We start from the raw sequence: 12,897 nt of genomic DNA on the forward strand, positions 1-12,897 counted from the left end.
CATAGCGGGACTACGTTCACGCCTGCGTCTGATCAGGCCCCCCGTCACCGATCAAGCGCCCCAAGCGGTCCCCGTCAGTCGCCGCGTCTGACAGGGGCCGCATTTTTTTGTCCGCCTCATGGGCATGGCAGCAGCGCGGCGAGCGGCTTGCTGCTGGGGCACGCCGTGGTCAGAATGCGCCGCGGCTCATCTGACAGGATCTCCCATGGACATTCGCAATCTCGGCGCCTCCGGCCTGCGCGTCTCTGCGGTCGGGCTCGGCTGCAACAATTTCGGCCAGCGCACAGATCTGGAGACCTCGCGCAAGGTGATCCATCGTGCGCTCGATCTCGGCATCACGCTGTTCGACACTGCCGACATCTATTCGAACATGGGCGGCTCGGAGACGGTGCTCGGCGCCGTGCTGGGCGACCGCCGCAAGGACATCGTGCTGGCGACGAAATATTCGAAGCCGATGGCGGAGGACGGCACCAAGCAGGGCGCCTCGCGGCGCTACATCATGAACGCGGTCGAGGCGAGTCTGAGGCGGCTCAAGACCGACTACATCGACCTCTACCAGCAGCACGATTATGATCCGCTGACGCCGATCGAGGAGAGCCTGCGCGCCCTCGACGATCTCGTCCGGCAGGGCAAGATCCGCTACATCGGCAATTCGAACTTTCCGGCTTGGCGCGTCGCAGAAGCGGAGTACGTCGCACGCGCGATGAATCTCAGCCGCTTCGTCTCCTGCCAGGACGAATATTCCCTCCTCGTGCGCGACATCGAGAAGGATCTGTTGCCGGCAGCAACGGAATACAAGCTCGGATTATTGCCGTTCTTCCCGCTCGCAAGCGGACTTCTGACCGGCAAATACCGAAGGGGCGAGGCAGCGCCTGACGATACCCGCTTCGGCAAGGTGCCGCGGCTGCGCGACCGCTACGTCACGCCGCGCAACGAGGACATCGTCGAGAAGCTCACGGCCTTTGCCAAAGCACGCGGGCACAGCATGCTCGAGCTCGCCTTCTCCTGGCTCGCCGCGCGCCCGCAAGTGTCGAGCGTGATCGCCGGCGCCACCAGCGTCGAGCAAGTCGAGGAGAACGTCAAGGCGATCGCCTGGCAGCTCAGCGCGGAGGAGATGGCGGAGATCGACAAGATCACTCTGAGCTAAACTCTGCGGCGCGCTACTTCGCGCCGCGCCCCACAGTCTGCATCACCTCAAAACCTTCGAACTGGGGATGGCCGAGATAGAGCGGCTTGTTGTCGCCGGCCTTGTGATGCGCCGCGCGAAACGCCTCCGACTTGGTCCACGCCTCGAACGCCGCGTAATTCGCCCAGACCGTGTGCGAGGCGTACAGCGTGTGGTCCTCGAGCTCGGGTCCCCGCAGCAGATGGAATTCGACGAAGCCCGGCACCTTGTCCAGATGCGTGTCGCGCGTGAGCCAAACCTGCTCGAAAGTGGCCTCGGAGCCCTTGGCGACTCGGAAGCGGTTCATGGCGATGTACATGGGTGATTTCTCCTGTAGGCGCAATCGTCAGGGACGCGATGCTCTCTCGCTCCCTCGCCCCGTTCTTACGGGGGAGAGGGTGGGGTGAGGGGCTGCCTCCGCGAGCTCGGTCTGAATTGTAGTCGAAGCGCATGAGGCACGCACCTTCATCGTACGAGTCGGATGGATTTTTGATGACGGCTACACCGTGCCCTGCCCCTCACCCGGATTGCTTTGGACGATGCTTCGCATCGCCAAGCGCAATCCGACCTCTCCCCGCAAAGAGCGGGGAGAGGTTAAGTGCGCCTCGATGGACCTTTCGATTGGTCTGGCATGTAAGGGACATACCGCTCTCTCTCGCTCCCTCGCCCCGTTCTTACGGGGAGAGGGTGGGGTGAGGGGCCGCCTCCGCGAGCTCGGTCTGGATTATAGTGAGAACACCTTCGATATTTTCAAGAACGTCATTGTTCCAGAAGCGAAGCACCCTGTAACCTTTCTCTGCTAGACGTTCATCACGAATTGCATCTGTTGCAGATTCATTGTGCTGACCGCCATCAACTTCGATGATGAGCCGCTTCTCCCGGCACACGAAATCACAGATGTACCCGATGATCGGCTCTTGTCGCACGAACTTGTGTCCATCGATCCTCCGATTGCGAATGCGATTCCAGAGAACCGTCTCCGCATCCGTCTGATTGACGCGAAGGCGTCGTGCAAGTCGGATGGACTTCTGATCGTGGCCGCGCATTGCCCCTCCCCCTCACCCGGATTGCTTTGGACGATGCTTCGCATCGCCAAGCGCAATCCGACCTCTCCCCGCAAAGAGCGGGGAGAGGTTAAGCCACCAATCCCTTCATCGGCCGTGCTCCCGCGCTGTCCGGGAACACCGCCTCCGCCAGCACGCGATCCGAGAGCCCAAATTGCCCCTGCAGCACGCCCTTGATCACGGAGCGCAGATCCGTGGTGGGCTTGAGGTCGCGCCCTTCATGGAGGTTGGCGAGTTTGAGGCCCGGCCAGTCGGAGATTACGCGGCCGCCCTTCACGGCGCCGCCGGCGAGCAGCGCGATCGTTCCCGTGCCGTGATCGGTGCCGTCGGTGCCGTTGATGCGCGCGGTGCGGCCGAACTCGGTGGCGACCACGACCACGGTGTCGCGCCAGCGCGCGCCGAGCCCGCTTTCGAATTCGGCGAGCGCGCCGTCGAGCCCGCCGAGCAGGAAGGCGAGACGCCCGACCGGGCCGCCTTCATTGGCGTGCGTGTCCCAGCCGTCGAACGCGAGCGCGGCGATGCGCGGACCGTCGTCGGCGGCCATCAGCTTTGCCGCACCGCGCGCCACCTGGCGCATCTGCGCGGCCGCGTTGCCGCGTTTCGGCTTCATGTCGTCGCCGCTTGCGGCCTTGTCGAGCTGGAGGCCTTGCGACAAGGCCGCCGCCAGCACGGGATCGCGATGGCGGTAGAGCTCGACGAGGCGCATCGCGGTGTCGTCGTCGGCCTGCGGCAGCGCGACCGGCGCCCAGCCGACGGTCGGTGCATTGCCGCGCAGCACCAGCGGCGTGGTCGGGCCGACGGCAAGCCCGCTCGACACGCGCTCGCCGCGCGGCAGCGCTTCCAGCGCGCGATTGAGCCAGCCGGACTGCACCCGGCCCGGGCCGGCATAGCCGCTTTCGAGCACGTCCTGGCCGTCGAAATGTGAACGATCGCGATACGGTGTTGCGACCGCGTGGATCACCGCGGCGTGCATCTCGCGATACATGCGGGAAAATTCCGGCATCGCCGGATGCAGCGCGAAGAACGAGTCAAGCATGATCGCGGGATGCGCGCCATCCGCGGTCAGCGCGATCGAGCCGTGCAGGCCGGCGTAATCGGGGTCGCCGATCGGGGCGACGGTCGAAAGCCCGTCGAGTGCGCCGCGCAGGATCACCACGACCAGGCGCGGATCGCGCCCGTCGGCGGCGCGGGCGAATTTGGGCAGATAAGCCCAGGCGGCGAAGGAGGCGCCGCCGAGCAAGAGTCCGCGGCGCGAGGTGAGGACCCGGTTCTCGACGCAGTCGATCATCATCATCTCCGCTGCATTTCCGGCGACATCAACAGCAGCGCCAGCGCCTGCTGCCGCGACTCCGCGCGCTCGATGGTTCGCCGTGTCTCGATGGAGGCCGCGTCCGCAGCCGCGAATTCCAGCAGGTCCAGCGGATCGATGTTGTTGCCGAGCCGCGCCCCCATCTGCGCCGCGATGTCGAGCCGCAGCTTCATGCCTTCGGGCGCGGCCCAGGCGGCGCTGGTGTCGGGGAAACCATTCGGTCCCGCCGGCGACCACAGAGGTTGGCCGAGCAAGTTCAGATTGTTCAGATAGGTGCCGGGATCCTCCGGCACGCGCGCGAGCAGCCGGCCGCTCGCGACCAGGAAATCGTACGGCGAGCGCATCTTGGTCAGCGGCGCTTTCCACGCTTCATCGGAATCGACCAGCGCCATGGCAAGCGCCTTGAGGTCGCCGTCGGTCTTGACGAAGATGTCGCGCAACCGCGCAACGAGAGCAGGCGGCGGATCATCGGCGACGAAGTGACGGACCAATTTGGTGGCGATGAAATTCGCGGTCGAGGCATGGCGCGCGATGTCGGCGAGCGCGGCCTCTCCCTGCGCGAGGCCCGCCTGAGCGTAGGTCTTGCCAAGCAGGATCTGCGACCCGGGCTGATGCGCATTGACGTTGAACACGAAGGAGCCAGGCACTCCTAATTGCCCCTGCCGTCCGGCAAAGGTCCAGCCGGTGATGATGCGCGCGAGCGAGGTGACGTCGTCCTGCGTGTAGCCGCCGCCGACGCCGAGCGTATGCAGCTCCATGATCTCGCGCGCCAGATTTTCGTTCAGCCCGCGCTTGCGGTTTTGCCCTGCGCGCGAATCCGGTCCGAGCGATTGCTGGTTGTCGAGGAAGAACAGCATCGCCGGATGCTGCTCGACCGCCTTGAGCATGTCGGCGAAGCGCCCGAGCACATGCGGCCTGATCGCCTCGCGCTCGAACGCGCCGGCCCAGATCCGCGCCAGCTCGCCCTTGCCGGCGGAGATGCAGAAATGATTGGACCAGAACACGACGAGACGCTCGGTGAAGCCGCACTCGGCGAGGGTGGCGCGCTGCAACCGGGCCAGCGCCTCGGCGCGAAACGTCTTCTGGATGACGTTGAGCGGTTGCGGCGCGGGCTTTGCGGCAGGCGGCGCGGCGGCGTTGGGCTGCATGGCCTCCGGCTTCGCCGCATGATCGGCCGGTCTTGCATCCGCCATCTGGCCGGCGACCTCCGCCGCCGCTGCGTTCAGCGAGAGATTGCGGCGCAGGGCGGGCTTCTGATCGGCAGGCGCTTGTGTCGACGGTGCTTCAGCGGCCGCCTTCGCGGCCTCGCGCGCCTGCTTGACCTGGTCCTGATAGGCGAACACCGCCTGCCCAAGCTGCAGCGTCGATTGCAGGCCCGGCGCTTCCAGCAGCACGCCATGGGGGCGCGCGAGCTCTGCCTTCACGAAACCGCGCGGATCGGAGGCGGCGTTGATGAGATCGCCGGACGCGCCGCCGCGGGCGCCGAAGCCGAAGCGGTTGAGCGCAACGAGCGCGGCTTGCGAATCGCGGGCCATCGATCTGTCCTTCGCGCGTTGGGGGCCGCTTTCGGAGTCCGTGCGCAACGCGTAATATACCGCAGCGACAGATGAACCCGACATGAAAATGACGGCGAAGCTTCGACGTAAATCATGACAAATCCGCAAGAATCCTCATCGCAGGAACCGCGCCGCCTCACCTGCTCCCGCTGCGGCGCCGAGTTCGGCTGCGACCTCTCAGGCAATTGCTGGTGCGCGGAGGAGACGGCAAAACTGCCGATGCCAATCGAGGGCGAGGATTGCCTGTGCCGGGCGTGTTTGCGCAAGGCGGCGGGGGAGGCGCGTAGCCCGGATGGAGCGCAAGCGTAATCCGGGAATCATTTCGCGAACGCAAATCCCGGATTGCGCTTCGCTCCATCCGGGCTACGGCAGTATCGGTGGGCAAAGCGAAGCGTGCCCACCATTTCATTGCGTGTGTGGGAGATGGTGGGCACGGCGCTTTGCGCCTTTGCCCACCCTACGAAGCTTATACCTCATGCCCCGGCGACTTCCGCGCCATGCCGTCGAACGCATCGAGCAGTTTTTCGCGCCAGACGTAGACCGGGTCGTCCGCCTCGAGCAGCTTGAACGGGCTCACCACCCGCGCCCATTGAAAACCGCCGAACACGATGTAGTCGGCATAGTTCGGCGCGGCGCCGCCGATGAAGGGCTGCTTCTTCAACGTCTGGCGCATCACCTCCAGCGACTTGCGGAACGCGACCACGCCGGTGTCGCGGCTGGCCATGACCTCTTCCAGCGACTTGCCGCCGAAGCGCGCCTCGCGCGACTGGCGGAAATAGGCGGCATCGACCTCGGCGAGGTTGTTCGGAATGTCGGCGACGATCAGCGGAAAGATGCCGCCGACGATGGCGATATCGCCGAAGGCATTGATCATGCGCGCCATGGCGCGACCGCCCTCGCCGCCGAACAACGACGGACGATCCGGAAAATTGTCTTCGAGATAGTTCGCGATGGTCCAGGAATCGACCACAGGCTTGTCGTGATGCAGCAGCACCGGAACTTTCTCAGAGCCGTGCGGCGCGATCGCGCTCTTCTCGGTGAAGCGCCAGGGCAGCGATTGCGCCGTCAGGCCCTTATGCGCGAGCGCCATCCGCGTGCGCCAGCAATACGGGCTGAACGGGCGCGCGGCGTCGGTGCCGACGAGTTCGAAGAGTTTGAGTGACATGAAAGGCAACTCCATCCGCTCCGTCATTGCGAGGAGCTCTTGCGACGAAGCCATCCAGACCGCCGCCGCAGGGACATTCTGGATTGCTTCGCTTGCGCTCGCAATGACGATGTGGAGAGCGGGGCGCGCCGACGACGACTGTCATGCCCCGGCTTGACCGGGGCATCCAGTACGCCGCGGCGGTCGTGAGACACACTGCTGCTGGTGTTTACTGGATCATCCGCCTTTGCGGAGGATGACAGCGAGGGCGTGGGGAAAGTGAAGGCATCACCGCCCGTTCGCGCGCAAAAGCCGCTCGCCGCCTTCCGTCACCGCGATGATCAGCCCGATTCCGGGCACCGTCTCGCGCGCGACGTAGCCACGGTCAGCGGCGTCTTCCCAGATGGTGAGGCGCGGGCACGAGGTCTTCCAGGTCGCGATCACCTCGGCATAGGCGCGAGGCTCGCGTGCGACCCATTCGACGAAATCCAGCACCAGCGGATCGGTGGCCTCGCTCATTGCAAACCTCCCTTGTCGAAGGCCGCCAGCACCGGTGTGCGAACCAGGAGCCAGCCGCCATAGGCCATGTAGTAGCAGGCGATGGTGGTGATCAGCTTATTCGACCAGGCCACGAATTGCTGGTCGGTCATCGCTTCCAGGATGCGCCGCGCCAGCGTGGTGCCGAGCATGGAGGCCGCAATCGCGACGCCGGCGAGCACGGGATCGAGGCTCGCGGCCTGGTCGATGATGCCGCCGAAATAGACCAGCTTGGTGAAATGGCTGACGAGCTGGCACATTGCCTTGGTCGCCACCTTCTCGCGCCGGCCGAAATCGCCGCCGAGGAAGAAGGTGTCGAGCAGCGGGCCGGAGACGCCGGTCATCAGCATCAATCCCATGCAAATCGTGCCGTAGACCGTGCCCTGCCAGAGCCTATCAGGGTCCGGCTTGATGTTCGCGGGCAGCAGGCGCGCCATGAACGGGGTGATGCCGAGCAAGAGCAGCGCCATCGGCTTGTCCGGCACATAGCGGGTGAGCGACCAGGCCGCGAGTGCGATGGCAGCGCCGACCATGTAGTTCGCGACCGGCCGCCAGCGGATATGCGCCCGCCAGAGCAATGCGCGCCAGCCGTTCGAGGCCATCTGCGTGATCGCATGCAGCACCATCGCGGTCGGCAGCGGCATCAAGGCCAGCAGCACGCCGATCAGGATCAGCCCGCCCGCCATGCCGAACAGCCCGGATAGGAACGCGGTGGCGACCATCAGCAATCCGAGGGCAGCGATCATGATGGACGTCACGAAGGGGGTCTCCTGTGGTGGGCAGGTAAGGGACGTAAACTCTTTCACTCCCTCGTCCCGCCCTTGCGGGGGCGGGACGAGCAACGCTCGCCCTGAGAGCGTGGGGTGAGGGGGAGTCTCCGCAAGGGAGGTGACAGTTGGACGCGCGGAGAGTCCCCCTCACCCGGAATTTGCTCCGCAAATTCCGGCCTCTCCCCGCACGCGGGGAGAGGCTAAGAGAACGTGCCTCGCTTGCTCCCCTCGCGCAAACTGAGTTATCTTGGCCTGGCATCAGCTTTCCTGAGGGTCGGGCATTTGCGGCGGCTGCTGTTTCTCAACGGCATCAAGGCATTCGAGGCGGCGGCGCGGACCGGCAGCTTTGCCGCGGCCGGCGTCGAGCTCAACGTCTCGGCGGCCGCCGTCAGCCGCATGGTGCATCTGCTGGAACAGCGGCTCGGCCTCGCGCTGTTCGAGCGCAAGGCCAACAAGCTCGTGCTGACGCAGGCCGGCCGTGCCTATCAGAGCGGTCTGACGCCGATCTTCGATGCGCTGGCGAGCCTCACCGCGCAGGTGACGGCGCCCTCCAGCGTACGCGTGCTCACCATCGGCGTCGGCCACACCTTTGCGATGCGCTGGCTGATCCCACGCCTGTCGGAGTTTCGCAGCGAGGAGCCCGACATCGAGGTGCGCTTCACCACCGGCGGCGCCTCGGTGCCATTTGGCGAGGACTGGAGCTGCGGCATCAAGCTCGGCACCGGCGACTGGCCCGGCCTGGTCGCCGAGCCGCTGTTCGCCGGCGACCTCACGCCGGTCTGCGTACCGCGCCTTGCGAGCGGCTTGAAGCGGCCGGCCGATCTGAGGGGACCGAGCCTGATCCGCGTCGCGCATTCGCCGGAGGACTGGCCGCTCTGGCTCAAGGCCGCGAACCTGGTGCGCATCAACGCGCGCGGGCCTGAGTTCCAGTTCTACGGCCAGGCGCTCCAGGCCGCCGCCGACGGGCTCGGCATCGCCATGGGGATCCGGCCCTATATCGACGACGATCTCGCCGCCGGGCGCCTGGTGGCGCCGTTCGATCTCTCAGTGCCCAAGGGCATGCGCTGGTACCTGCTCTATCGCAGTTTCCAGACCGAGCATCGCGACTTCGCCGCGTTCCGCCGCTGGATCATGCGCACGGCGTCGGAACCGGCGGCGCGTCCGGTGCGGCGGATCGGCCGTGCCGCGGCGCGGAACTGATGCGCTCGGCAAAAAAGCCCCGCGGCTTGTGAACGGCTTCACATCCTGAAATTCGCAAATGTGGTCCCCTGACCCTCCGAAAAGAAAAGTGGGACCTACAAGAATGACGACCCTTTACGACGGCTTTGACATCGAATCCTTCGAAGCTGGCAAGGGACTGTGGCACGCCCGCATCCGGCGCGCCGATTTCAGCCCGGTTGCCATCGACGGCGTGCTGTTTCCGGCCATGGAAGTCGGCTTCGCCTGGCCTGATCGCGACGCCGCGATTGCCGATGCCAAGCACCACATCGATCGCTTCCGCCGGCGGGCCGACAGCGACGGCGAATAATAGACGAGCGGGTCTGCAACGGACCTGCGACAGGGCGGCGGGGAACCGGTCATGTCAATCATCGAAGCCGACGGACTACGGCCGCGGATCTATGCCCGCGCCGTGCTGTCCAACTGCCCGGAATGCGACGGCGATCTCATGGTGCTGCGTGTGATCGGCGGTCGCGCCGGATGCGAGTACTGGACCATGCGCTGCCCCGATTGCGGCGGCATCCATCTCGACATCCTGAGGCCGCATCAGGCGGGCGAGGACGACGAGGGGCCGCTGCCGGCGGCGTGAGCCTCGAGGCTGCTGCCAACCTGCTGTCAGCAGGCTGCATGACGATGGGCATTCGCCCTTTATCGCGGCGCGGACTCGTCCCATATTCGCCCCATGGCGAAGAAACCCGCATCCTCCGAAAAATCCGGCAAATCCCCGAAGACCAAGGCCCCGAACTCGAAGGCGCATCGCCCCGATGTGCAGCCGATCGGGCCGGCGCTGGCCGAGCTGCTCAATCCCGCGATCAATCGCGGCGATGCGGGCCTGGGATCGGGCACCGGCCTGCAGCCGCCGCCGGACAATTCGCGCGATCGCCGGTCCGGGGGCGAAGCCGCCGCACATCGCGCGCGCGCATCAACGCCGAAGGAGTTTCCGCAGGATACGGCCAAGAACATTGCAAAGACTATTGCAAAGCCGATGCCGCCGCGGGCCTCGACCGAAGGCTTCGACGAAGCACCGCAGGCCAATTACGGAACCTCGGCCACGATCCCGAAACTCGATCCGGAACTGGCCCGTCAGCTCGGTCTTCCCACTGAAGAGGACGACGCCGAGGCGCTGGCGCGGCCGCCGCGCTCCAAGATGGAGGCGCTGGGCGTCAAGGCCACCGCGGATGCGCTGGAGGCGCTGATCCGCGAGGGCCGCCCGGAATTCCGCAAGGACGATGGCTCGATGCGGGTCTGGACGCCGCACCGGCCGCCGCGCCCGGAAAAGTCCGAAGGCGGCGTGCGCTTCGAGATCAAGTCTGAATATGAGCCCAAGGGCGACCAGCCGACCGCGATCGCCGAGCTCGTCGAGGGCGTCGATCGCAACGACCGTTCGCAGGTGCTGCTCGGCGTCACCGGCTCGGGCAAGACTTACACGATGGCCAAGGTGATCGAGGCGACGCAGCGCCCCGCCCTGATCCTCGCGCCGAACAAGACGCTCGCGGCCCAGCTCTATGGCGAGTTCAAGAATTTCTTCCCGGACAACGCGGTCGAGTATTTCGTCTCCTATTACGACTACTACCAGCCGGAAGCCTACGTCCCGCGCACCGACACCTATATCGAGAAAGATTCGTCGATCAACGAGCAGATCGACCGCATGCGCCACTCGGCGACGCGCGCGCTGCTCGAACGCGACGACGTCATCATCGTCGCCTCGGTGTCCTGCATCTACGGTATCGGCTCGGTCGAGACCTACACCGCGATGACGTTCGCGCTGAAGAAGGGCGAGCGCATCGACCAGCGCCAGCTCATCGCCGACCTCGTCGCGCTCCAGTACAAGCGCACCCAGGCGGATTTCACCCGCGGCACGTTTCGCGTCCGCGGCGACGTCATCGACATCTTCCCCGCGCACTATGAGGACCGCGCCTGGCGCGTGAACCTGTTCGGCGACACCATCGAGAACATCGAGGAGTTCGATCCGCTCACCGGCCACAAGCAGGACGAGCTCGAATTCATCAAGATGTACGCTAACTCGCACTATGTGACGCCGCGGCCGACGCTGGTTCAGGCGATCAAGTCGATCAAGTTCGAATTGAAGCAGCGGCTGGACCAGCTCCACGACCAGGGGCGTCTTCTGGAGGCGCAGCGGCTGGAGCAGCGCACCACCTTCGACCTCGAGATGATGGAGGCGACCGGAAGCTGCGCCGGCATCGAGAACTATTCGCGCTATCTCACCGGACGCCGCCCCGGCGAGCCGCCGCCGACGCTGTTCGAATACGTCCCCGACAACGCGCTGATCTTCGCCGACGAGAGCCACGTCACCATCCCGCAGATCGGTGCCATGTTCCGCGGCGACTTCCGCCGCAAGGCGACGCTCGCCGAGTACGGTTTCCGCCTGCCCTCCTGCATGGACAACCGCCCCTTGCGCTTTGAGGAGTGGGACATGATGCGGCCGCAGACCATCGCGGTGTCGGCGACGCCGAGCGGCTGGGAGCTGAACGAGAGCGGGGGCGTGTTCGTCGAGCAGGTGATCCGTCCGACGGGGCTGATCGATCCTCCCGTGGATATCCGCCCCGCCCGCACCCAGGTCGACGATCTCGTCGGCGAAGTGCGCGCCACCGCGCAGGCCGGCTATCGCTCGCTGATCACCGTGCTGACCAAGCGCATGGCGGAGGACCTCACCGAATATCTGCACGAGCAGGGCATCCGCGTCCGCTACATGCACTCGGACATCGACACCATCGAGCGCATCGAGATCATCAGGGCTCTCCGCCTCGGCGCCTTCGACGCGCTGGTCGGCATCAACCTCTTGCGCGAAGGCCTCGACATTCCCGAATGCGCGCTGGTCGCCATTCTCGACGCCGACAAGGAAGGCTTTCTGCGCAGCGAGACCTCGCTGATCCAGACCATCGGCCGCGCCGCGCGCAACGTCGACGGCAAGGTGATCCTCTATGCCGACCAGATGACCGGCTCGATGGAGCGCGCCATCGCCGAGACCAACCGCCGCCGCGAGAAGCAGGTCGAGTACAACACCGCCAACGGCATCACGCCGGAGAGCGTGAAGAAGCAGATCGGCGACATCCTCAACTCCGTCTACGAGCGCGACCACGTGCTGGTCGAGGTCGGCGGCCACGACATGACCGACGACGTCATCTCGATCGGCCACAATTTCGAGGCGGTGCTCGCCGATTTGGAAACGCGCATGCGCGAGGCCGCCGCCGATCTGAACTTCGAGGAAGCCGCCCGCCTGCGCGACGAAGTCAAGCGCCTGCGCGCCACCGAGCTCGCGGTGGTCGACGACCCCACCGCGAAGCAGCGGGCCGTGCAGGGCAAGGCCGGCGCCTACGCCGGCACGAAGAAATACGGCGACGCCGCGAATTTGCCGGTCAGCGCGATGAAGAACAAGAGCGCCGCAACAGCGCTCAAGGCCGGCGGCGGCAAGGGCTCCCGCGTGCACAAGCCGCATCTCGACGAGATGCACGGCCCGGAATCGCTGCCCTACCGCGCGAGCCCGACGCTGCCGTCAAAGCCGTTCGGCAGCACCAGCCGGATCATCCAGCCGACGGATTCAAGGCAGTCCGGGCCGGAGTTCGGGCCGGCGCCGAAGTCGACGGGCGGGGCGCCGGGGCGACGGGGTGGGTGGAAGAAGAGGTAGGGCGGCGCATCCGAGCCAGTGGTGGCTATGGATTCCGGGCTCGCCGCTTTGCGGCGCCCCGGAATGACGAGGAGAGATTTGCCCCCCTCACCCCACGCTCGCCGTCACCACGGCCATCACCGACAGCAGCAGCATGATGGTCACGAGCTGGAGCGAGGCGACGGGCTGGGTGCGCCAGGCGGTGATCTTGTCGGACAGTGACAGATGGGCCTCGAAGAATTTTGGTTCATAGACGGTCTTGAAGAAGGCCGGGAAGCTCGGGCCCAGGGTCACCGCGAGCAGCGCGTGGGCGAGCGCGGCGATGGCGACGAAGATGGCCACGCCGGGGTCGCCGACGAGGTCGTGGTTGCCGACGAGCTTCAGCAGGAAGGCTGCGGTGGCGAAGGTCGGAAAGCTCTGGAGGGTCGCAGTCAGCGCGAGGCCTTCGAGCGCGTTATGCAGGCGGGACTTTCTCGCGGTGGCGATGGCGGCCATGGCATGTCTCCCTG

14 protein-coding genes are annotated in these 12,897 nt (G+C 65.9%); 6 read left to right on the plus strand and 8 right to left on the minus strand.

Features of this window, described 5'->3' with window-relative positions; all coding sequences use genetic code 11:
- Positions 1-205 precede the first annotated feature (205 nt).
- On the plus strand, positions 206-1,147 hold the full coding sequence (locus AAE027_RS09045; RefSeq protein ID WP_370986280.1) for an aldo/keto reductase: 942 nt from the start codon (positions 206-208) through the stop codon (positions 1,145-1,147).
- Between the two features lie 13 nt (positions 1,148-1,160).
- On the opposite strand, the gene hmuQ is transcribed toward AAE027_RS09045, so the two are convergent.
- The 4 genes from hmuQ to AAE027_RS09065 all read right to left on the minus strand — a co-directional run bounded on the left by hmuQ (position 1,161) and on the right by AAE027_RS09065 (position 5,073).
- On the minus strand, positions 1,161-1,484 hold the full coding sequence (gene hmuQ / locus AAE027_RS09050) for a heme-degrading protein HmuQ (protein ID WP_370986281.1): 324 nt from the start codon (positions 1,482-1,484) through the stop codon (positions 1,161-1,163).
- Between the two features lie 355 nt (positions 1,485-1,839).
- A complete protein-coding gene (locus AAE027_RS09055) occupies positions 1,840-2,211 on the minus strand; it encodes an endonuclease domain-containing protein (protein WP_370986282.1) in 372 nt (123 codons plus the stop codon).
- An 88-nt stretch (positions 2,212-2,299) separates the two neighbouring features.
- Complete coding sequence (locus AAE027_RS09060) at positions 2,300-3,517, minus strand: DUF1501 domain-containing protein (RefSeq protein WP_370986513.1); 1,218 nt, start codon at positions 3,515-3,517, stop codon at positions 2,300-2,302.
- A 2-nt stretch (positions 3,518-3,519) separates the two neighbouring features.
- Positions 3,520-5,073 (minus strand): DUF1800 domain-containing protein, encoded by a 1,554-nt coding sequence (locus tag AAE027_RS09065; RefSeq protein WP_370986283.1) that lies wholly within the window; start codon positions 5,071-5,073, stop codon positions 3,520-3,522.
- A gap of 114 nt (positions 5,074-5,187) precedes the next feature.
- Between AAE027_RS09065 and AAE027_RS09070 the strand changes: the two genes are divergently transcribed.
- A complete protein-coding gene (locus tag AAE027_RS09070; protein ID WP_370986284.1) occupies positions 5,188-5,403 on the plus strand; it encodes a cysteine-rich CWC family protein in 216 nt (71 codons plus the stop codon).
- Between the two features lie 157 nt (positions 5,404-5,560).
- Here the strand turns inward: AAE027_RS09070 and AAE027_RS09075 are convergent, their stop codons facing one another.
- From AAE027_RS09075 to AAE027_RS09085, 3 genes are all read right to left on the minus strand, one after another.
- A complete protein-coding gene (locus AAE027_RS09075; RefSeq protein ID WP_370986285.1) occupies positions 5,561-6,259 on the minus strand; it encodes a glutathione S-transferase family protein in 699 nt (232 codons plus the stop codon).
- A gap of 267 nt (positions 6,260-6,526) precedes the next feature.
- A complete protein-coding gene (locus AAE027_RS09080) occupies positions 6,527-6,757 on the minus strand; it encodes a hypothetical protein (RefSeq protein WP_370986286.1) in 231 nt (76 codons plus the stop codon).
- Positions 6,754-7,533 carry a TSUP family transporter gene (locus tag AAE027_RS09085; RefSeq protein ID WP_370986287.1) on the minus strand — a complete coding sequence of 260 codons (780 nt, stop codon included), beginning with the start codon at positions 7,531-7,533 and terminating at the stop codon, positions 6,754-6,756. The genes AAE027_RS09080 and AAE027_RS09085 overlap by 4 nt, the downstream gene beginning before the upstream one ends.
- 294 nt (positions 7,534-7,827) lie before the next feature.
- On the opposite strand from AAE027_RS09085, the gene AAE027_RS09090 reads away from it, so the two are divergent.
- The 4 genes from AAE027_RS09090 (at position 7,828) to uvrB (ending at position 12,409) form a co-directional block, all read left to right on the plus strand.
- Positions 7,828-8,745, plus strand: a complete 918-nt coding sequence (locus tag AAE027_RS09090; protein WP_370986514.1) for a LysR substrate-binding domain-containing protein — start codon at positions 7,828-7,830, stop codon at positions 8,743-8,745.
- A gap of 103 nt (positions 8,746-8,848) precedes the next feature.
- Entirely contained in the window at positions 8,849-9,073 is a 225-nt protein-coding gene (locus AAE027_RS09095) for a hypothetical protein (protein WP_370986288.1), read from the plus strand.
- A gap of 51 nt (positions 9,074-9,124) precedes the next feature.
- Positions 9,125-9,352, plus strand: coding sequence for a TFIIB-type zinc ribbon-containing protein (locus tag AAE027_RS09100; protein WP_370986289.1), 228 nt, complete (start codon positions 9,125-9,127; stop codon positions 9,350-9,352).
- 93 nt (positions 9,353-9,445) lie between these two features.
- Positions 9,446-12,409: an excinuclease ABC subunit UvrB gene (gene uvrB / locus AAE027_RS09105; protein ID WP_370986290.1), complete on the plus strand. Its 2,964-nt coding sequence runs from the start codon at positions 9,446-9,448 to the stop codon at positions 12,407-12,409.
- A gap of 87 nt (positions 12,410-12,496) precedes the next feature.
- On the opposite strand, the gene AAE027_RS09110 is transcribed toward uvrB, so the two are convergent.
- Positions 12,497-12,883, minus strand: coding sequence for a hypothetical protein (locus AAE027_RS09110; RefSeq protein ID WP_370986291.1), 387 nt, complete (start codon positions 12,881-12,883; stop codon positions 12,497-12,499).
- Positions 12,884-12,897 lie beyond the last annotated feature (14 nt).

The organism is Bradyrhizobium sp. DN3, assembly GCF_041357655.1.
In the GTDB taxonomy this organism is placed as follows: domain Bacteria; phylum Pseudomonadota; class Alphaproteobacteria; order Rhizobiales; family Xanthobacteraceae; genus Bradyrhizobium.